The following is a 19353-nucleotide window of genomic DNA, read 5'->3' as shown; positions in this document are numbered from 1 at the left end:
CACCACATCTTCCAGCTACATTCCACAACGAGGTAGGAATCATGGATCACACCAGCTCTGCCGGCAGCGCGCACACAGCACAAAACGCGGCCCGCAAAACACCCTTGTACCGCCAACTGTATTTCTGGGTACTGACCGCCATCGTCGTCGGTATCCTTGTCGGCTGGCTCGCGCCCAGTGTCGGCATCGCTATGGAACCCATCGGCACCACATTCGTCGATGCAATGAAGATGCTTATCGGTCCCATCGTGTTCCTCACGATCGTGGGCGGCATCGCCAGCGTCGCTGACCTCAAGAAGGTGGGCATGACGGGTCTGAAGGCCCTGACCTACTTCCAGGTCGGCACCATCCTGGCCATGATCTTCGGCCTCGTCGCCATCAACATCTTCCGGCTGGGTGACGGCGTCAACGCCGACGCGGACAGCATCGAGACTTCCGAGTCCGCCGCAAAACTAATCGACGCCGGCGCGAACCAGGAATGGTGGCAGTTCCTCACCAAGGTCATCCCGGAAAGCATGGTTGCCCCCTTTGCTGAGGGCAACATCCTCCAGATCATCTTCATCGCCGTGATCTTCGGCATCGCCCTGAACGCTATGGGCAAGGTGGGCGCACCCGTCCTGGACGGCGTACAGCGCCTCACCGGGGTCATGTTCAAGATCCTCAGCTTCATCATGAAGGCCGCCCCCATTGGTGCTTTCGGCGCGATGGCATACGCCGTCGGCAAGTTCGGCGTCTCGTCCCTGACCAGCATGGGCGGACTCATCGCCCTGTTCTACATCACCTCCATCCTCTTCGTGGTGGTCGTGCTCGGCTCCATCATGGCCTTCCTGAGGCTGAACATCTTCTCGATGATCCGCCACCTCAAAGAGGAATACATGCTCATCTTGGGCACCTCCACCGCCGAACCGGCACTGCCGGGCCTGATGCGCAAGCTCGAACACGCAGGTGTCAAGAAGGAGACCGTGGGCCTCGTTGTTCCCACCGGCTACAGCTTCAACCTGGACGGCGCGGCAATCTACCTCTCCCTGGCTGCCCTCTACATTGCCCAGGCCACTAACACGGACCTGACCCTGGGCGAGCAGCTGGGCCTCCTCGCCGTCATGCTTCTGACTTCCAAGGGCGCTGCAGGCGTTGCAGGCGGCGGTTTTATCGCCCTCACCGCTACCCTGACAACCATCGGCACCATCCCTGCTGCGGGCATCATGCTCATCTTTGGCATTGACAAGTTCATGTCCGAATGCCGCGCCCTGGTGAACTTCACCGGCAACGCCGTCGCCACCCTCTTTATCGCATGGTGGGATCGCACGCTGGACGCAGACCGCGCCCGCCGCGTCTTCGCCGGTGAAATCGTGGAGCCCATGCCGTCCGAGGACCCCATCCATCTGGACGAAGTCGTCGACATCGACGAGGACCTGACCGAGTATGGACACCACGGGCCCAAAGAAACCGTTCCAAGGCACGCAGGCCTGGTTGCCGAGCTTGCCCCCACGAGCCCTCGCCCCAGCCACTCGGAGACCGTCTGACTCTCATGAGCACAACCACCGCCCCCAAAACCGTCCGGACCCTCATCGCCCCCGACAAGTTCAAGGGCAGCCTCACAGCCAGCGAAGTAGCGCAGGCCTTGGCCACAGGGCTTCGCTCCGCCGCTGATGTCCAAGGCACGGCCGGAGCGGTCCACTGCGAGATCCTCCCCCTGGCGGACGGAGGTGACGGCAGCGTCGACGCCGCCGTCACCTCCGGCTTCACCCGCCGCAGCTACACAGTTGCTGGCCCCACCGGCCAACCCGTCCAGGCCAGCATCGCTTTCGACGGCACCACCGCCGTCGTCGAGGTCGCCAACACCTGCGGACTCGGACTGCTGCCCGAAGGCAAACTGGCGGCACTGAACTCCTCCAGCCGCGGTTTCGGCGAAGCAGTCCTGTACGCCCTCAGCCTCAACCCTGCAAGAATCGTCCTGGCGCTGGGCGGCAGCGCCAGCACCGACGGCGGCATGGGAATGCTCACCGCCCTGGGCTACAGCTTCCACGACTCCCAAGGGCGCCAGCTCTACGGAAGCGGAGGAGCGTTGGGACAGGTCCAGTCCGTTCACCGCAGCTCGCTCCCGGAACTGCTGGACACCGAACTTGTCGTCGCGAGCGATGTCCACAACCCCCTCCGCGGCCCCAACGGCGCACCGGCGGTCTTCGCCCCACAAAAAGGTGCCACGCCCGAGGACGTCACATTCCTTGATGAGGGTCTGGGACACTTCGTGACCAAAATGGCAGAAGCCGGATTCGCCGACGCGCAGTCACTGGCAGCCCATGAAGGCGCAGGAAGCGCCGGCGGCATCGGCTACGCCTGCCTGCTGCTCGGCGCCAAACAGGTATCCGGCGCCGACTACTTCCTGGACCTGCTGGACTTCGACACCCGCAAGGACAGCTGCGATGTGGTGATCACTGGAGAAGGCAGCATCGACGAACAAACCCTGGCAGGCAAACTTCCCGCCGCTGTTGCACGACGATCAGGCACCCGTCCCATCATTGCCGTCGCTGGCCGCTCACTGCTCCCCAAGGACCGATGGGCTGAGATGGCCCTCACCCGCGTATACACACTGGCCGAATACACCGATCAGGACTCCGCCAAAGACCCCTACCTCTCCGCCACCCTGCTCCGAAAAATAGGCAAAGAAATCGGAACAAGCCTCCTATAGCTGAACTCCACACTCCGTCCCTCCCACATTCCGTTGACAGCACCAACGCCCCAACTTAGGCTCCTGCCATTGTGAGCCGAAGGAAGCGGAGGAACAGCGCTATGAACGAGGACAACGGGCAGTTACGGGATCAGCTGGGCCGCCTCGGCTTTGGCGGCACCGGAGTGGGCAATCTGTACCGCGCCATTTCTGACAAGCAGGCGGCTGCAACGGTGGAAGCGGCTTGGGACGCCGGCATCCGCTACTTCGACACAGCGCCGCATTACGGGCTCGGCCTGTCCGAGCGGCGGATCGGCGAGGTCCTAACCCGGAAACCGCGGGAAGACTTCATTCTCTCCACGAAGGTGGGCAGGGTCCTCGTCCCGTCACCCGCAACCAGGGACTCAAAGGATCCGGAAGGCTTTGACGTGCCCGCTGAACTGCGGCGCGAATGGGATCCCTCCGAGGCAGGAGTGCGGCGCAGCATCGAGCAGTCACTGGAACGGCTGGGCTTGGACTACATCGACATCGCCTACCTGCATGATCCCGACGTGTACAGCATGGAAGATGCCGTGAAGTCGGCTCTGCCGGCCCTGGAGAAGCTCCGCGCCGAAGGCCTCGTCCGGGCCATTGGCGTCGGCACCAACACCGCCGGGGCCGCCCTGCAGTGCGTGGAAGCGGCCAGCCTGGATCTCCTGATGCTGGCCGGGAGGTTCACCATGTTGGAACAGCCGGGCTCGGACGGCCGTCCCGGGGAAGGGCTGCTCGACCGTTGCCAGGAGCTGGGCACCGGGGTGGTGAGCGTGGGCGTCTACAACTCCGGCATCCTGGCCAAACCCGAGTTGCCTTCCGATGCGCATTACAACTACTCCCAGGCCCCTGCAGAGATCCTGGACCGGGCCCGCAAACTGGCAGCCATCTGCAAAGAGCATGGTGTTGAACTTCCCACCGCCGCCATCCAGTTTCCCTTCCGCCACCCAGCAGTCGTCAACGTCACCGTCGGCGCCAGCAGGCCGGCGCAGATCAGCGAAAGCGCCGAACGCATGTCCACCGAGGTGCCCGAGAAGCTGTGGCAGGACCTGCAGGAGCGGGGCCTGATCCCGGCCTAAGCCGGTTCCCCACGCGCGCGAACATCGGGTCCCCGCACGCCCTCCTTCTAAAAACACATCCCTTGTTTAAACTCGCCGCGGCTTCTAAAGTTAGGTTATCTACTTTTAGAAGGAGTCCACGATGCGCTGTGGGGATCCGGGCATAACGCACAGGTGCATCCACGCGCTCAGCTGTAACGGTCAGGTGACCTGAGATGGACTGGCAGGGCTGGGCCCTGTTCGGGCTGGTGGCAACCTCTGTGCTGACCGCCGTGATGATCGCCGCCCAAATGGCCGGGCTCACCCGGCTGGATCTGCCGCTGGTGCTCGGGACCCTCGTCACGCCCGATCCGGACAAGGCGCGGGTGGCAGGGTTCTTTATCCACCTCGGCGCCGGGCAGGCCTTCGCCCTCGGTTACGCTGCGGTCTTCGCGCTCCTGGGGCAGGCAACGTGGTGGCTCGGTGCACTGCTGGGGCTCCTCCACGTGGCGGTGGCCCTGACGGTCATCCTTCCCCTGCTGCCCGGAGTCCATCCGCGGATGGCATCCACCAGGGCCGGTCCCACCACCACCGCCGTACTGGAACCGCCGGGCCTGCTGGGGCTGAACTACGGCATCCAGACCCCTGCCGTTGCCGTGGTGGCGCATGTCATTTACGGCGCGGTGCTTGGGTTGCTTCTGGGGGCACGATGAGCGTTGATCATTGGGACACGGCCCCGCAGGAGCGGGAGCTGCCGGGCACGTTGTGGGAGCAGCGCACACCCACGCCCATCGCTGACTACGGCCTGCTCGGTGACACGCGGACAGCGGCGCTTGTTTCCGCGGCAGGGTCAGTGGACTGGCTTTGCGCTCCCGCGTTCGACGGCGAGCCCCTCTTTGGTGCCTTGCTGGGAGGACCGGAGGCCGGGCAGTTCCTCGCCGGACCGGCTGTCCCTGCCCCGATCATTTTTCGCCGGTACCGCCCGAACACCGCCACGCTGGAAACGGTGTGGGCGGCGGGGAACGGCAGGCTCACGCTGACCGAAGCCATGATCGCGGAAGTGGCCGGAGAACTGCTGCCCACCACCATCCTGGTGCGGCACCTTGCAGCGGAAGGCTCACCGGTCCGCGCCACAGTGCTTTTCGACCCGCGGCTTGGCGAACAGCACCGGCGCCCGCGCGTGCGCCGCGGCCAGGACCTTGTCTGCAATTGGGGGCCCCTGGCAACTTCCCTGGGAACCAGTCCCACCCTCGATCTTGAGCCCGGGCGCCCCCTGACGTTCGACATCGTTCCGGGCAAACCCCTCACGCTTGTCCTCGCCTTGGCCTACGGTGAACCGCTGATCCACGTGGACCCCGGGGCAGCGTGGGACCTGGTGAGCAGGGACGAGGCGCGGTGGCAGGCCTGGACGGAGGAGATCGACGGCGCGATCCCCTGCCGCGATGCGGTGGTGCGCAGCTTGCTGACGCTTCGGCTCCTCACCTACTCCCCCTCGGGAGCGCCGGTGGCCGCTCCCACCACCTCGCTGCCTGAGCACCCGGGAGGCATCCGCAACTGGGACTACAGGTACGCCTGGCCCCGCGACGCGAGCATCGGCGTCGGCGCCTTCCTCCGTGCGGGTAAAACGCAGGAGGCAGAGGACTTCCTCGGCTGGCTCCTGCATGCCAGCCGCCTTGAACGGCCGCACCTTCCCGCCCTTCTCACCCTGACCGGGGGACACGTCCCGGCAGAACGTAACCTCTCAGAGTGGCCCGGCTATGCCGGAAGCAGCCCGGTGCGGACCGGCAACCTCGCGGCGGGCCAGCACCAGCTCGATGGCTACGGCTGGGTCCTGGACGCCGCCTGGGCATTCGTGGACAGCGGCCGGAGGCTGACGTCCGAAACTTGGCGGGCCATGCGCGGATTCGCCGATCTGGTCGCCGCCAACTGGCAGGAACCCGACGCCGGCATTTGGGAGATCCGCGGCGACGCAGCCCAGCACGTCCATTCCAAAGTCCTGGCCTGGCTCGCGCTGGACCGGGCCCTTCGCATCGCGGCTACGCACCGGCTCAGCACACGGCGCCGGCTCCGCTGGGAATCCGCCCGGAGCCAGATCGCGGCCCAGGTGCGAACGAAGGGCTACAACGCTTCCAAGAATTCGTACACCCGCACCTACGGCTCCCATGACCTCGACGCAGCCCTCCTGGTCCTGCCGCTCACAGGCCTGGAAGAACCCGGCTCGGCCCGACTGGCGGGAACAATCGATGCCGTCCGCAAGGAACTGTCCGCCGGATTCCCGCTGCTCTACCGTTATCCGCCCGGCCAGGACGGCCTTGCCGGGACCGAGGGAGCGTTCCTGCCCTGCTCCTTTTGGCTCGTCCAAGCCCTGGCAATGACCGGCCAAGGCCCGGAAGCCGCCGCCCTGTTCGAGGCCCTCCTGCACAAGGGCTCACCGCTGGGACTCTTCAGCGAGGAGCTGGACCCATCCTCTGGCATCCTCCTGGGCAACTTTCCCCAGGCCCTCACGCATTCCGCGCTGGTCCAGGCCGCACTCGCCCTTCGCGACTATCCCCTGCCCAAGCCCTGACAACCTGCCCAAGCCCTAACAACCAGCACCGCCAGTAAGGAGCACATGATGGAAAACCCCACCGCCCACCAACGGTCAAAGCATCCCCGAACACCGCTGGCTGGCCCCTACGGGCACCCGCTCCACCCCACCCTGGTGACCATCCCCATTGGCGCCTGGACGGCGTGCCTCATTTTCGACGTGGCTGCCCTGCTCGGAAGCGATGACGCGCCCTTCCTGATCGGCGCGCAGTGGCTGGTGGCAATCGGCATCCTCGGGGCACTCGCCGCCGCCGTCTTCGGCCTGATGGATTTCATGACGCTCACGCCTGGCACACCAGCACACCGGACGGGCTGGTGCACATGTCACTGAACCTCACCGCCGTCGCGCTTTTCACGGTCAGCTTCTTCCTCAGGCTGGGAGACGGCAAGCAGGAGTTCGGTACCGTCCCCTTCATCCTCAGCCTCGCGGGCTACGCCATCGTGGGCGCCTCCGGCTACCTCGGCGGCCAAACTTGCCTATCACTACGGCGTCAGGGTGGCTGACGAAAAGACGCAGAGCCAAGGATTTCTTTAGAAAGCCTAGGATCCCGCGGTAAACCGCCGAGCTAGGATGGTGGCGTAAGTCCGTCACCGCGATGCGGGCGGATTCCGACCGAAGGGAGAATCACCATGGGTTTGGACGACAAGATCGGTAACGCAGCCGAGAAGCTAGGCGGCAAGGGCAAGGAAGCCGCCGGAGAAGCTACGGGCGACGAGAGCCTGAGGGCCGAAGGCCAAGGCGACCAGGCCAAAGGCGACCTGAAGCAGGCCGGAGAAAAAGTCAAAGACGCATTCAAGAAAGACTGATTTCCAATCATGGGAAGGGCGTCGCTCCAACCGGAGCGGCGCCCTTTTTTGCTGTGGGCCCAGCAACTCCCCCAGACTCCACCGGCCACTTTTCTCCTAAGTGGAGTCCTTGCCGTTAACGAGTACTGACTACTCGTGTCCACGTGGCTCAAGCCATTTAGTCTTTTCAACAGCGGGGATAGCAAATCCCGCTACTGGCTCTCAGCCCCTAGATTTCCCGGCAAATTTGCCGGGGACCAGGCTGGGGCCGGCGACGTTGGTGTCCGTCTGAGACCGCGGGCACCTCCCCCAGCCGTCGCCGGCCCCACTCACCTTGTAGCGGTTAGGTGACAGCGGGCCCACCGGGAGCGCTGCCCACCGCAGGAACATGCGGCCAAGGCAGAGGCGTGAACAGCGCATTTCTCAGCTCATCACTTAGTTCTTCCGGAACGTCCACGTCAACATTCAAAGCCAGCAGCGCCCTGCTGAAGAAGTTTCGCGCGGCGGCAGCCATGGTGATGTCGGCGATTTCCCGGTCGCTGAAGCCGAGCTCGCGCAGCCGCAGGGCATCGCTGTCAGTCATGGCAGCCGCGTGGGTGCTGAGCTTCACCGCGTAGTCCATCATGGCCACTTCAGCCTCCGGCAGGCCGGCGTCGTGGAAGTCTCTGGCGATGGCACGAAGCTGCTCCTCAGGGATGATCGTGAGCGTTTTCTTCCCGTGGGCAAGCCTGCAGTGGGTGGAGCCGATGGCTTGTGCGGCCGCCAGCGTCACGAGTTCGTAACGCCGCAGCCCCAGGGAAGTACTAATGGCCTTGGTAAGCGACTCCCAGGCAAGGAAGGCCTCGGGGTTCAGGCTCATGGTCTTTGTGTGGCTGGGGACATAGCCGAGCGACTGGCGGTCGGCGTCGTAAATCTCGGCTATCACGCCGGTGGCCTCAGACTCGGGCGTGACCTTCAGGATGGTCATAAGGACTCCTCCAATTGGCTGGCTGCGGCAACAGCCGGCGCAGCCTCTCCCAGCCATGGAGGCCATGATTTTGACTCATTCTGGGCCTCGGCCCTGCGTTTGTAAATGACCCGGCGCCGACAGTCTCTTCCACGCTGGGACCACGGACATCAAGGACGAGCGTGTCCCCGTGCAGGTGTGATGGGAAGCCCCTGCGCGAGTCAAGCTCCAGCGCAGGGGCTTCCGTTGTGCTTCCGCTTTGGGGGAAAAGTTGGAAGCACCTAAAAATCTACCGGCTGGTAACTACCGGAAAGCCCGGTTGGGCCATTTGCCGCGAATCTTGAGTGAACCTTGAGCCGGCGATGGCAACAACAAGCCGCCGGGCTTTAGTCCGTTTCCGGCCCATCGGTTGCGTCCGGGTCCTCTTCCGGTTCGAAGGTGTTCGGCTCCGCATCCGCACCGATGCCCACGCCGTCCTCCCCGCCGGGAACGCCGCCGTCGTCCTTGCCCTTGCTGGCCGTGGCGCCTTCCTGCAGCTCGTCGTCGGGCAGTGAATCTGGTGAGTTGATGGTCATTGCTCCTCCTTCAGTGGCCGGGCCTCCACGCTAACAGCACCCGGCGCGAAAGGAACGGACAAAGCCAAAGAATTTAGGGCCGACGGCGGACCGGGGCCGCCGCTTTCAGGATGACGTCCAGCCCGGGCCGGCTTCCGGGCCAGTGCCTTTCCAGCGCCTCAGGCCCGGCCCGCTTGAGCACCGACCGCAGCACCAGGGCCACAATGACCGCATCGTCCGCGTAGCCGATTACCGGGATGAAGTCCGGCACCAGGTCAATGGGCGAGAGCAGGTAGGCAAGCAGCAGCACCAGACGCACCCGCACCCCGACTGCGAGCTTCCGGTCCGCGGCCAGCCTCCTGATGAGCCGGAGCAGGTCCGGCAGCAGTCGCAGCGCGTCCTTCATGGTGACGGTCTCGGGGTGGCGGCGCGCGTACCACCACAGAAGGATCAGCAGCACGGCGTACGCCAGCAGCAGTCCGGCCGCAATTCCGGCGACGGTCTCCCAGGTCATCCGCACCTCCCTGCGTGGTGTGCCGGGTGAGGCTCCGGCTCCTGGACGAGCGTACTCCAGTTGTTCCGGCTCAAGATCGGGGTAGCCTTTCCGGGAAACCCACCCTTGAGGAGCAAGCAATGGATTACCGCGTTCTGGGCCGTACCGGCCTCTCCGTCTCAGCCATCTGTGTCGGCACCAGCTCCTTGGGCAGCCACCCTGCTCCGCGCGGGACGGACACCGCCGTCGCAACCATCCGCCGCGTCCTGGAAAGCCCCTTCAACTTCATCGACACCTCCAACGAGTACGGCGACGGCGGCAACAGCGAGAAGCGGATCGGCCAGGCCCTTGCCGAGGCCGGCGGCCTCCCCGAGGGCTTCGTAGTGGCCACCAAGGTGGACCCCATCCGCGGGACCAACGACTTCTCCGGGGACCGCGTCCGCCGCTCCGTGGAGGAAAGCCTCGAGCGGCTCGGCATGGACCGGCTGCAGCTGGTCTACCTGCACGATCCGGAAAAGATCACCTTCGAGGAAGGCACCGGGCAGGGCGGGCCGCTGGAGGCGCTGGTGGATTTGCGGGACCAGGGCGTCATCGGGCACCTGGGCGTGGCCGGCGGGCCGATTGACCTGGAGCTGAAGTACCTGGCCACGGACCTGTTCGACGTCGTCATCAGCCACAACCGCTACACCCTGGTGGACCAGACCGCCGAGCCCCTGATCCAGGACGCGATGGCACGCGGGGTAGCGTTCATCAACGCCGCACCTTTTGGCGGTGGCATGCTGGTGAAGGGGCCCGACGCCGCGCCCAACTACTGCTACCGCCCGGCAAGTCCGGCGATCATCGACCGGGTCCGGAAGATGGAGGCGCTCTGCGCCGAATATTCCGTGCCGCTGGCGGCCGCTGCCCTGCAGTTCTCCACCCGCGACCCCCGGGTCAGCTCCACCATCGTGGGCATGTCCGAACCAGACCGCGTCGAGGAAACGCTGCAGCTGGCCGGCACGGACATCCCCGCGGATTTCTGGGACAGGATCCTGCCCATTGCTTCAGCCGGAAGCGGGGAACTCGGCTAACGGGCCGGTCCGCCAACCCAGTTTTGGGCGCTCCGCCTGATACATTGCGGAACAAAACAGAACAGGAATCTCCCAAAATGTCTTGACCGCTCTGGTTACGGGCTGTTACAAATGCTGTAACGCCGGTACTTCACATCCCCCTCCGGCAAGCCCCGTTCGAATCAAGCAGCCCCGTCGGCGCACATTTTGAATCGATACAAGAAACACGACGCCGTGGTCCCCGCTCCACCGTCATCGAAGGAGATGAACGTGATCGAAAGTCCCAGCCTGCCCAACACGTCCGGCAAACCCACTCGAAAAACCCTTGCCTGCTGCCTGGCAGCTGCGGCGCTGGTGAGCGGCGCAGGACTCAGCGTGTCCGCACCCGCCGCCCACGCTGAGCCCAGCAACTACCTCTTTGACTTCGGCAGCGGACCGGTTGAAGAGGGCTACATCGGGGTCAGCGCCATCGACGCGTACAGCCCCGAGAAGCGTTACGGCTTCAACACGCCCGAGCACATGGCCAATGTTCCCGCCAAGGGAACCGGGGCAGGGAGCGACGCCGTCCGCTTCCTGCAGTTCGGGACCAAGAGCGCCAACACCTTTGATGTGGACCTGAAGGAAGGCCTGTACAAGGTGTCCGTCACCCTCGGTGACACCTCCCGCGCGAGCGTTGCAGCCGAGGGCGTCTTCCAGGAGATGAACCTGACCGGAAACGGTGCCACGGCTTCCTTCGAGATTCCCGTAACTGACGGCCAGTTGAACCTGCTGGTCACCGAAGGCAAGGTTGGCACGGCCTTCACGCTGAGCGCACTGGAAATCGAAAAGGTGTCCCGCCATCCGGAGATGGACCCGACCATCTGGGTGGGCGGGGATTCGACGGTAGCCAGCTACTACCCCCTGGAGACCAGCGTGCAGGGCGGCTGGGGCCAGATGCTCCCTCAGTTTGTTGACCCGGAAGCCTTCGACATCCGGAACATGGCAACCGGCGGACAGATCGCCCGCGGCTTCCGCAACGACGGCCAGCTGGAAGCCATCCTGCAGTACATCAAGCCGGGCGACCTGTTCCTGCTGGAGATGGGCATCAATGACACTGCTGCCAAGAACGCCACCACCGAGGCGGAGTTCAAGGAGATCATGCGGGACATGGTCCGGCAGGTGGCGGCCACCGGAGCGACGCCCGTCCTGGTCACGCCGCAGGGCCGGGCAACGGACTTCGTGGACGGCGTCCACTCCTCGGTGAACCGCTGGTACCGCAACTCCACTGTTGCCCTGGCCCAAGAGGAAGGCATCCCCCTGGTTGACCTGAACGTCCTGGCGTCCGCCTACTTCACGGAGATTGGTCCGGAGGCAACGCTGGCCCTGTTCATGACCGGCGACGCCCTGCACCCCAACCGGGCCGGCGCCATTGAACTGGCACGGCTCGTGGCGGAGGACCTGGCACGCCAGGGCCTCTAACCGAGCAGGAAGCGACGGCGGGATGCGGCTGGGAGCCGCGTCCCGCCGTCGGGATTTCAATCCTTTGTCCCAGGGCCGGAGCCCAGGGGGCGGGCAGCGGCGCCTGGGCTCCAGCGGCACCGCCCCCGGCGAGCGCCATGGTCAGGGAATGAGGTTGTCCGCCCGGTAGCGCTCGAAAAGTGCGATGAAGGCATCGAGCGTCCGGCGGTAGCCGGTAAAACCGGCGTCCCGGCTCTTGCCCATGTCTGTCACTACCTCGATGTTGCGCCCCAGGTCGCTGTCCGTGTGCCACCAGGAGGCGACGCGGTCCAGCTCCGACTCGCTGAGGTTATGGCGCCGGGCAAGTTCCCTCCACTGGCCCTCCCGGCCTGCCATGGACTGCTCGAGGGGCCGGGGCTCCCCCTGGTACCCCTCCCACTCCACGCCGAAGTAGGCTGCCAGCTTCGGCCACATCCAGCGCCAGCGGAACACGTCGCCGTTGACGATATTAAAGGCCTCGTTCGCGGCCTGGGGCGTAGTGGATGCCCAGAGCATGTGCTCGGCGAGCAGGCCCGCCTCGGTCATGTCGGTGAGGCCGTTCCACTGCGTTTCGGATCCCGGAAAGACAAACCGCTCCCCGCGCTCCCTGCAAAGGGTGGCCTGGGCGGCGAGCGTAAGGCCCATGTTCATGGCGTTGCCCACCGCATGCCCAATCACGGTGTGGGCACGGTGCACGGACCAGGTGAAGCCCTGCCCGGCTGCCGCGGCCCAGAGCTCATCCTCCTGCGCGTAGTAAAAGTTCGGCACCGGCAGGCGCGGCTCCTCCTCGTGGAAGGGCGTGTCCGCCATCTCTCCGGCGGCGTATGCCTCGAAGGGTCCGAGGTAATGCTTAAGGCCGGTCATCAGGGCAACATGGGCCACGTCCTTGCCGCGGAGTGCAGCGAGCAGGTCGCGGACCATGCCGGCATTGACGGCGATGTTCTCCTCTTCCGTGTCGCGCCGCGACCATGCCGTGAAAAAGACGTGCGAGGGATTCTCCGGGCCGAGCACGCTGGCAAGGGATGCAGCCGAGGTCAGGTCTGCGGACAACCACCGGATCCCGGCGCGCTCCGCTCCGGGCCTGCGGGACAGGGCAAGGACGTCCCACCCTTCGCCTGCCAAGGCGTCCACCAGGGCCGATCCTGCAATGCCGGTGGCGCCCACCACGAGAGCCGTACGCCCCGTGCCCGCTGTTGTTCCCGTGCCGATAGTCATGGTCCTCCTCGTGGTGTGCTGCTCCTGCCATTGGGGACAAGCCCGCGTCCAGGGGAGATATTCCTGCACGCCGTCATCCACTGCCCTATTGACGCTCCAACGTGACGCCCGCTACAGTTGAGCCGGTTATACGAATAACTACTGAAATTACTAGCGGCCCAAGGAGGTGCCTCATGGCTGGATCACGGCCAAAGTCCGGACCGACGATGCATGACGTCGCAGCCGCCGCCGGCGTCTCGCAGGCCACCGTTTCCCTGGTGTTGAACTCGGCTTCAGGATCGCGATTCTCAGAGGAGACGCGCCGAAAGGTCCGGGACGCAGTAAATCGGCTGGGCTACCGCACCAACGCCCACGCCAAGACACTTCGCGAAGGCGTGGCCGGGATGATCGGCTTCATCGGCGACACCGTTGCCACCACCCCTTTTGCCGGCGCCATCATTGAAGGCGCGCAGCAGCGGGCGTGGGAAGACGGGCTCCTCCTGCTGACGGTCAACACGGGCGGGGACAAGGAGCTTGAGGCCGCGTCGCTGGACACAATGCTCTCCTACAAGGTTGCAGGAGTGGTTTACGCCGGCATGTACCACCGCCGCCTGGATGTTCCGGAGGCCCTGACAGGCGTCCGGTCCGTGGTCCTGAATTCACAGGATCGGGCCGGAAGGGTTGCGAGCGTAGCTCCCGACGAAGTCACGGGCGGATATGCCGCTACCCAACGGCTGCTCCAGGCCGGGCATTCCCGGATCGCGCTGATCAATATTGAGACCCTCGAAAGCGGGCTGCCGGCCGCCGTCGGACGCTACGACGGCTACCGGAAAGCACTTGAGGAAGCCGGACTGGAACTGGATCCGGACCTGGTCCGCTTCGGCAGTGGCGGTGAGGAAGACGGCTACAAGTACGCGATGGAGCTGTTGACCTCCAGCAACCCGCCCACCGCGATCTTCTGCGCCAACGACCGCGGTGCCTGGGGCGCCTACCAAGCGGTGTCTGACCTGCGCCTTTCAATCCCTGGCGACGTGTCCGTTGTGGGCTTTGATAATCAAGCGACGTTGGCGCCGTTCCTGCGGCCGGGCCTGACTACCTTTGAATTGCCGTTCGTCGCCATGGGCCGGCGCGCGGTTGAACTGATCCTCCAGGATGCGGAACCCGATGGCCGGGTCGAGCTCATGGACTGCCCTCTGATCGAACGGAACTCAGTGACCCATCCCAAGGAGACGCCATGAGCCGCACCATCCCGGCCCGACACGGCGGTCCCGCTGCGGCACCGCTGCCGCAGCGGAAAAATTCTCTTTCGCTCCGCCTCAAGAGAATTTCCCGTGCCTGGCAGTTATACGTATTACTAGCTCCAGCCGTCATCTATATCCTGGTCTTCAAGTACTGGCCGATGTACGGCGTGCAGATAGCTTTCAAGAACTACAACCCGGTGGACGGCTTCACCGGCAGCCCCTGGGTGGGCCTGACCCACTTCATCAGGTTCGTGAACTCCTACCAGTTCGGCCAGGTGGTCGGAAACACCCTGTGGATCGCCATCCTCGGCCTGCTGGTGGCCTTCCCGATTCCGATCATCCTCGCGCTGCTGGTCAACCAGCTTCAAAGCGAAAGGTTCAAGAAGTTCACCCAGACGGTGCTTTACTCGCCCGCGTTTATCTCCACCGTTGTGGTGGTGGGCATCATGTTCGTCCTCCTCTCACCACGGTCCGGGCTGGTGAACAACGCCATCCAGCTTGCCGGCGGGGAGCCTGTGTTCTTTATGGGCTCCGCGGAGTGGTTCCGTCCCGTATACGTGATCTCGGATGTGTGGCAGAACGCCGGCTTCTCGATGATTGTTTACCTGGCGGCCCTGGCAGCCATCGATCCCGCCTTGCATGATGCCGCCAAGGTGGACGGCGCCTCGAAGCTTCAGCGCATCCGGCACATCGATCTGCCCGGCATCATGCCGGTGGTGACCATCCTGTTCATCCTGGCCATCGGCAACCTGCTCAACGTTGGTTTTGAGAAGGCGCTGCTGATGCAGACGCCGCTGAACATCTCATCCTCGGAGATCATCCAGACGTACGTCTACCACGCGGGCCTGCAGCAGGCGCAGTTCAGCTACTCGGCCGCTATCGGCCTGTTCAACTCCCTCCTTAACCTGGCGCTGCTGCTCGTTTTCAACACGATTGCGCGCCGGGCCAACCAAGCGACCTTGTGGTGATGCCGATATGTCCCTGATAACCAACCCCCGCACTACCGACACCCCGAACCGGACCGTCAGCCAGGCCCGTCCCAAGCAATCACTGCGGGCCAGATACGGCGACCGCGCCTTCGGCATCGCTGCCACCGCCGTCCTCGTACTGTCCATCCTGGCCGTGGTGTATCCGCTGTACTTCATCGTGATCGCCTCCATCAGCGACCCGAACGCCGTCTACGAAGGAAAGGTCTGGCTCCTCCCCTCGGGCATCACCACCGAAGGGTACGAGCGGATCTTCGCCGACAGCAGGATCTGGAATGGCCTGGGCAACACCCTTGTCTACACAGTGCTCGGTACCGCCGTCAGCGTCAGCACCATCCTCTGCGGCGCCTACGCCCTATCCCGTAAGGACATGCCGGGCCGGAAATTCCTGATGCTCTTGTTCGTCATCACCATGTTCTTCGACGGCGGACTCATCACCAAGTACCTGGTGGTCCGCGACCTGGGCATGCTCGACACCGTCTGGGCAGTTGTCCTGCCCGGAGCCGTAGGTGTCTGGAACCTGATCATCGCAAGGTCGTTCTTTGAACACACCATCCCGAACGAACTGCGCGAAGCCGCCCAGATGGACGGTGCAACCGACTTCAAGTTCTTCTTCAAGATGGTGCTGCCCCTGTCCAAACCACTGATCATGCTCATGATCATGATCCACGTCGTGGCGCACTGGAACTCGTTCTTCGATGCACTGATCTTCCTCAACGACGACACCAAATACCCGCTGCAGCTCGTCCTGCGCAACATCCTCATCCAGTCAGACGTCTCATCCACCGGAACCACCGGCGGAGACATCGAATCCTATGCCGCAGCGCAACGGATCGCAGAGCTCACCAAGTACGCCATGATCGTCGTCTCGAGCCTGCCCCTCATGATTGCCCTGCCATTCATGCAGAAGCACTTCACCAAGGGCGCCATGATCGGCGCCGTCAAATAGCTCCTTCCAGTACCACCGCCACGGCAACCGCCGTCGGCCAGCAACAGCACTTCCCACCCCGGAACAACTCCACCTCGCACCACCTCCACCTCAGATAAGGAATGACCATGGCATTCAGCCGCAAATACGCCGTCCTCGGCGCCGTCCTGGCCGGAGCATTGACGTTCACCGCCTGCTCCGGCGGCGGCTCGGGCACCACGGAGATCAAAGACGCCTCCGCTGACTTCGGTTTCCAGGAAACAGGCTTCCCCATCGTCAGCAAGAAACTTGACCTGACCTTCTCCGGCACCAAAACCGCACTGGCCCCGGACTACAACACCATGACTGTGGTGCAGGAATGGGAAAAGGCCACCAACATCCACGTCAACTGGGAGAACCTGCCCGAGACGGTCTTCCAGGAAAAGAAGAACCTCATCCTGGCCAGCGGCGACCTGCCCGACGCGTTCTTCAACACCGGCCTGACCGACGCCGAGATCGCCACCTACTCCGCCAGCGGCACCCTCATTCCGCTCGAGGGCCTGATCGAAAAAAACGCCCCCAACCTTTCCAAGCTGCTATCCGAACGGCCTGACATCAAGGCAGCCATCACCTCCTCCGATGGGCACATCTACTCGCTGCCCTCCATCGAAGAACTCGGTCTGGTCCAGTTCCCCCACGAACTCGCCATCAACACCTCCTGGCTGAAAAAACTCAACATCCCGATGCCGAAGACCGTGGACGAGTTCCACGATGCTTTGCTGGCGTTCAAGACCCAGGACGCGTCCGGGACCGGAAAGACCATCCCGCTGAGCTTTATGCCCGGATCCTGGTGCGGGGACATCGTGGACCTGATCGCTGCCCTCGGCGGCGTGCCGGACAACATGGACCACCGCATTGTCCAGGACGACAAAGTCATCTTCACCGCCACCCAGGACGGCTACAAAAAGGCAATCCAGACCCTGCACGAGTGGTACCAGGAAGGCCTGATTGACCCTGAGTCCTTCTCGCAGGACGACAAGGCGTACCTGGCAAAGGGCAAGGCCGCCACCGAAAACCTCGGTTCCTTTGTCTGGTGGGAAATTCCCGAAATGGTCGGCGCGGACCGCGCCAACGACTACGCCCTGGTCCCCGTGCTGGAAGGCGTGGACGGCAAGCGGATCGCCAGCCAGGCCAACAACCAGGAAATCGCCCGCGGCGCCTTCGCCATCACCCGGAACAACAAATACCCGGCGGCCACCATGCGCTGGGCCGACAACCTCTACGACCCCATCCAGTCCGCACAGGCCAACTGGGGACCGATCGGCGAAACCCTGCAAAAGGACGCCAGCGGCCTGCTGACCCAGATCCCGGCCCCGGCCGGAACCAGCGAAGGTGAACGCCGCCAAAAGGTCGCTCCCGGCGGCCCGAAGGCAAACACCGCTGAGAACTTCACGACGGTGGTTGCCCCGGAACCGCGGGCAGCGGAACGCCAGAAGACCGTTGAGGAACTCTACAAGCCCTTCGCCGGAAACGACGGTTACCCCCCGGTGGCCCTCTCGAACGAGGAACTCCAGCAGATCAGCACCATCCAGACCGACGTCACGTCACTGGTGAAGCAGAACATGGCCAAGTGGATCGTCTCCGGAGGAATCGAGCAGGAATGGGACGGCTACGTCTCCCAGCTCAAGAACGTCGGCGTCGACAAGATGGTCGAGGTCTACCAGCAGGCCTACGACCGCTACAAAAAGAACTCCTAACACCCAAAAACGGGTGGGGCCGGCGCTGCCCGCGCCGGCCCCACCCGCCCACTCATCCACCTGCGGGCACTCCCATGGGACCCGCAGACACCACACCTGCCAAGAAATGAGACGCCACCTTCATGACTGCCGCGACCGCCACGACAGCCGAGACCTTCCGGCCGGCCCTGCATTATGCCGCCCGGAACACCTGGCTCAATGACCCCAACGGCCTGATTTTCCATGACGGCGTCTACCACCTCTACTACCAGAACAACCCGCTGGGAAACGTCTGGGGAAACATGTCCTGGGGCCACGCCACCTCCACCGACCTGCTGACCTGGACCGAACACGCGGTGGCCATCGCCTGTGACGAGGACGAGGATATCTTCTCCGGCAGCATCGTGCATGACCGGCACAACACCAGCGGCTTCGGCACCGGCTCCGCCGCCCCGCTCGTGGCCGTCTACACCAGCGCTTTCAAGCCGGGCTCGGAGCATGCGGGGGTCCAGGCGCAGTCCCTGGCCTACAGCCTGGACGGGGGCTACACCTGGACAAAACACACTGACAACCCCGTCCTTAACCGGGGTTCCGCGGAGTTCCGCGACCCCAAAGTTATCCGGTACGACGGCGGCGCGGGCAGCTACTGGGTGATGGTCGCCGTCGAAGCCACAGACTTCCAAGTGGTCCTCTACAAATCCGASGACCTGAAAAWCTGGGAATACCTCAGCAGTTTCGGCCCCGCAAACGCCACCGGCGGSGTCTGGGAATGCCCCGACCTTTTCCCGTTGCCSGTSGACGGCGACCCGGAAAACCTCAMGTGGGTCCTCACCGTCAACCTCAACCCCGGCGGGCCCAACAACGGCTCAGCCGGACAATACTTCCTGGGCGACTTCGACGGCACCACCTTCACCTCAACCACCACCGTCACCGAAGGSCTSCAGGACCCGGACCGGCTGGGCGACTACCGGTGGCTGGACTGGGGCCGGGACTACTACGCCGCCGTCTCCTTCAGCGACGCCCCGGACAACCGCCGCCTCATGATCGCCTGGATGAACAACTGGGACTACGCCAACCACATCCCCACCACGCCCTGGCGCAGCCCCATGAGCCTCGCCCGCGACATCACCCTCCAAACACGCGACGGCGACCTGCGCCTGGTCCAGCAGCCCGCCGGCGACTGGACAGCCCTGGCCGGCCCGGCCCCGCTCCGCCTTTCCAACACCACCATCAACGACGGCGTGCAGGTCCTGGCGGGCGCGGAAGGCACCGTCCAGCGCATCGACGTCACCTTCACGCCCGGAAGCGCAACGGAATTCGGCCTCATCCTGCGYGGCRACGGCGCCACCGGAACCCGTGTGGGCATCCGTCCCGGTGACGGCACACTGTTCGTGGACCGGCGCGAATCCGGGATCACAGACTTCCACGAGTCCTTCCCCTCCATCGACACTGCTCCGCTCCGGGCAACCTCGGGCACCTACAACCTCACGATCTTCGTGGACCGCTGCTCGGTTGAAGTATTCGCCCAGGACGGCCTGGTCACCATGACCGAACTGATCTTCCCGGCCGAAACCAGCACGGACCTCTCGGTCTACGCCGCCGGCGGCACGGCAACCATAAACAGCCTCCAGGTCACGCAGCTCGCGTAGGGCAGCACCCAAGCC

General features: G+C 64.3%; 19 protein-coding genes. 15 read left to right on the top strand and 4 right to left on the bottom strand.

Features of this window, described 5'->3' with window-relative positions; all coding sequences use genetic code 11:
- The first annotated feature begins 41 nt into the window (after positions 1–41).
- From dctA to G6R19_RS13990, 8 genes are all read left to right on the top strand, one after another.
- The gene (gene dctA, locus G6R19_RS14020; RefSeq protein WP_163165961.1) at positions 42–1523 is read left to right on the top strand and encodes a C4-dicarboxylate transporter DctA; all 1482 of its coding nucleotides are present in this window, start codon (positions 42–44) and stop codon (positions 1521–1523) included.
- 5 nt (positions 1524–1528) lie between these two features.
- Entirely contained in the window at positions 1529–2689 is a 1161-nt protein-coding gene (locus tag G6R19_RS14015) for a glycerate kinase (protein WP_163165959.1), read from the top strand.
- A gap of 101 nt (positions 2690–2790) precedes the next feature.
- Positions 2791–3777, top strand: a complete 987-nt coding sequence (locus tag G6R19_RS14010; protein ID WP_163165958.1) for an aldo/keto reductase — start codon at positions 2791–2793, stop codon at positions 3775–3777.
- A gap of 194 nt (positions 3778–3971) precedes the next feature.
- Positions 3972–4448: a hypothetical protein gene (locus tag G6R19_RS14005; RefSeq protein ID WP_163165956.1), complete on the top strand. Its 477-nt coding sequence runs from the start codon at positions 3972–3974 to the stop codon at positions 4446–4448.
- Positions 4445–6301: a glycoside hydrolase family 15 protein gene (locus G6R19_RS14000; protein ID WP_163165954.1), complete on the top strand. Its 1857-nt coding sequence runs from the start codon at positions 4445–4447 to the stop codon at positions 6299–6301. The genes G6R19_RS14005 and G6R19_RS14000 overlap by 4 nt, the downstream gene beginning before the upstream one ends.
- A 48-nt stretch (positions 6302–6349) precedes the next feature.
- Positions 6350–6652: a DUF2231 domain-containing protein gene (locus tag G6R19_RS20470; protein WP_240341892.1), complete on the top strand. Its 303-nt coding sequence runs from the start codon at positions 6350–6352 to the stop codon at positions 6650–6652.
- Complete coding sequence (locus tag G6R19_RS20465) at positions 6643–6825, top strand: hypothetical protein (protein WP_240341891.1); 183 nt, start codon at positions 6643–6645, stop codon at positions 6823–6825. The genes G6R19_RS20470 and G6R19_RS20465 overlap by 10 nt, the downstream gene beginning before the upstream one ends.
- Before the next feature lie 126 nt (positions 6826–6951).
- Positions 6952–7128, top strand: coding sequence for a CsbD family protein (locus G6R19_RS13990; protein WP_163165952.1), 177 nt, complete (start codon positions 6952–6954; stop codon positions 7126–7128).
- A 322-nt stretch (positions 7129–7450) separates the two neighbouring features.
- On the opposite strand, the gene G6R19_RS13985 is transcribed toward G6R19_RS13990, so the two are convergent.
- From G6R19_RS13985 to G6R19_RS13975, 3 genes are all read right to left on the bottom strand, one after another.
- The gene (locus G6R19_RS13985; RefSeq protein ID WP_163165950.1) at positions 7451–8074 is read right to left on the bottom strand and encodes a carboxymuconolactone decarboxylase family protein; all 624 of its coding nucleotides are present in this window, start codon (positions 8072–8074) and stop codon (positions 7451–7453) included.
- Positions 8075–8439: 365 nt separating this feature from the next.
- Positions 8440–8628, bottom strand: coding sequence for a hypothetical protein (locus tag G6R19_RS13980; protein ID WP_163165948.1), 189 nt, complete (start codon positions 8626–8628; stop codon positions 8440–8442).
- A gap of 73 nt (positions 8629–8701) precedes the next feature.
- The gene (locus G6R19_RS13975) at positions 8702–9121 is read right to left on the bottom strand and encodes a YkvA family protein (protein ID WP_163165947.1); all 420 of its coding nucleotides are present in this window, start codon (positions 9119–9121) and stop codon (positions 8702–8704) included.
- Between the two features lie 119 nt (positions 9122–9240).
- Here G6R19_RS13975 and G6R19_RS13970 point away from each other — a divergent pair, with 119 nt between their 5' ends.
- Positions 9241–10170: an aldo/keto reductase gene (locus tag G6R19_RS13970; protein WP_163165945.1), complete on the top strand. Its 930-nt coding sequence runs from the start codon at positions 9241–9243 to the stop codon at positions 10168–10170.
- A 249-nt stretch (positions 10171–10419) separates the two neighbouring features.
- The gene (locus G6R19_RS13965; RefSeq protein WP_240341890.1) at positions 10420–11607 is read left to right on the top strand and encodes a GDSL-type esterase/lipase family protein; all 1188 of its coding nucleotides are present in this window, start codon (positions 10420–10422) and stop codon (positions 11605–11607) included.
- Positions 11608–11748: 141 nt separating this feature from the next.
- Here G6R19_RS13965 and G6R19_RS13960 read toward each other — a convergent pair whose 3' ends face one another.
- Positions 11749–12840, bottom strand: coding sequence for an SDR family oxidoreductase (locus tag G6R19_RS13960; protein ID WP_163165941.1), 1092 nt, complete (start codon positions 12838–12840; stop codon positions 11749–11751).
- A 173-nt stretch (positions 12841–13013) separates the two neighbouring features.
- Here G6R19_RS13960 and G6R19_RS13955 point away from each other — a divergent pair, with 173 nt between their 5' ends.
- From G6R19_RS13955 to G6R19_RS13935, 5 genes are all read left to right on the top strand, one after another.
- The gene (locus tag G6R19_RS13955; RefSeq protein WP_240341889.1) at positions 13014–14057 is read left to right on the top strand and encodes a LacI family DNA-binding transcriptional regulator; all 1044 of its coding nucleotides are present in this window, start codon (positions 13014–13016) and stop codon (positions 14055–14057) included.
- Positions 14054–15028 (top strand): ABC transporter permease subunit, encoded by a 975-nt coding sequence (locus G6R19_RS13950; protein ID WP_205484428.1) that lies wholly within the window; start codon positions 14054–14056, stop codon positions 15026–15028. The genes G6R19_RS13955 and G6R19_RS13950 overlap by 4 nt, the downstream gene beginning before the upstream one ends.
- A 7-nt stretch (positions 15029–15035) precedes the next feature.
- The gene (locus G6R19_RS13945; RefSeq protein ID WP_163165939.1) at positions 15036–15995 is read left to right on the top strand and encodes a carbohydrate ABC transporter permease; all 960 of its coding nucleotides are present in this window, start codon (positions 15036–15038) and stop codon (positions 15993–15995) included.
- Positions 15996–16102: 107 nt separating this feature from the next.
- Complete coding sequence (locus G6R19_RS13940) at positions 16103–17710, top strand: ABC transporter substrate-binding protein (RefSeq protein WP_163165937.1); 1608 nt, start codon at positions 16103–16105, stop codon at positions 17708–17710.
- Positions 17711–17832: 122 nt separating this feature from the next.
- Positions 17833–19338, top strand: a complete 1506-nt coding sequence (locus G6R19_RS13935; RefSeq protein ID WP_163165935.1) for a glycoside hydrolase family 32 protein — start codon at positions 17833–17835, stop codon at positions 19336–19338.
- Positions 19339–19353: the final 15 nt, after the last annotated feature.

The sequence above is a fragment of the Arthrobacter sp. Alg241-R88 genome, from assembly GCF_900537115.1.
Lineage (GTDB): Bacteria > Actinomycetota > Actinomycetes > Actinomycetales > Micrococcaceae > Arthrobacter.
Note: the sequence above shows the minus strand (reverse complement) of the source record. Positions and strands in the feature narration are given on the sequence as shown.

Bases quoted from the DNA above. Each gene is read 5' to 3' on its own strand.
- dctA (WP_163165961.1), top strand. From the start codon at position 42: ATGGATCACACCAGCTCTGCCGGCAGCGCGCACACAGCACAAAACGCG.
- G6R19_RS14015 (WP_163165959.1), top strand. From the start codon at position 1,529: ATGAGCACAACCACCGCCCCCAAAACCGTCCGGACCCTCATCGCCCCC.
- G6R19_RS14010 (WP_163165958.1), top strand. From the start codon at position 2,791: ATGAACGAGGACAACGGGCAGTTACGGGATCAGCTGGGCCGCCTCGGC.
- G6R19_RS14005 (WP_163165956.1), top strand. From the start codon at position 3,972: ATGGACTGGCAGGGCTGGGCCCTGTTCGGGCTGGTGGCAACCTCTGTG.
- G6R19_RS14000 (WP_163165954.1), top strand. From the start codon at position 4,445: ATGAGCGTTGATCATTGGGACACGGCCCCGCAGGAGCGGGAGCTGCCG.
- G6R19_RS20470 (WP_240341892.1), top strand. From the start codon at position 6,350: ATGGAAAACCCCACCGCCCACCAACGGTCAAAGCATCCCCGAACACCG.
- G6R19_RS20465 (WP_240341891.1), top strand. From the start codon at position 6,643: ATGTCACTGAACCTCACCGCCGTCGCGCTTTTCACGGTCAGCTTCTTC.
- G6R19_RS13990 (WP_163165952.1), top strand. From the start codon at position 6,952: ATGGGTTTGGACGACAAGATCGGTAACGCAGCCGAGAAGCTAGGCGGC.
- G6R19_RS13985 (WP_163165950.1), bottom strand. From the start codon at position 8,074: ATGACCATCCTGAAGGTCACGCCCGAGTCTGAGGCCACCGGCGTGATA.
- G6R19_RS13980 (WP_163165948.1), bottom strand. From the start codon at position 8,628: ATGACCATCAACTCACCAGATTCACTGCCCGACGACGAGCTGCAGGAA.
- G6R19_RS13975 (WP_163165947.1), bottom strand. From the start codon at position 9,121: ATGACCTGGGAGACCGTCGCCGGAATTGCGGCCGGACTGCTGCTGGCG.
- G6R19_RS13970 (WP_163165945.1), top strand. From the start codon at position 9,241: ATGGATTACCGCGTTCTGGGCCGTACCGGCCTCTCCGTCTCAGCCATC.
- G6R19_RS13960 (WP_163165941.1), bottom strand. From the start codon at position 12,840: ATGACTATCGGCACGGGAACAACAGCGGGCACGGGGCGTACGGCTCTC.
- G6R19_RS13955 (WP_240341889.1), top strand. From the start codon at position 13,014: ATGGCTGGATCACGGCCAAAGTCCGGACCGACGATGCATGACGTCGCA.
- G6R19_RS13950 (WP_205484428.1), top strand. From the start codon at position 14,054: ATGAGCCGCACCATCCCGGCCCGACACGGCGGTCCCGCTGCGGCACCG.
- G6R19_RS13945 (WP_163165939.1), top strand. From the start codon at position 15,036: ATGTCCCTGATAACCAACCCCCGCACTACCGACACCCCGAACCGGACC.
- G6R19_RS13940 (WP_163165937.1), top strand. From the start codon at position 16,103: ATGGCATTCAGCCGCAAATACGCCGTCCTCGGCGCCGTCCTGGCCGGA.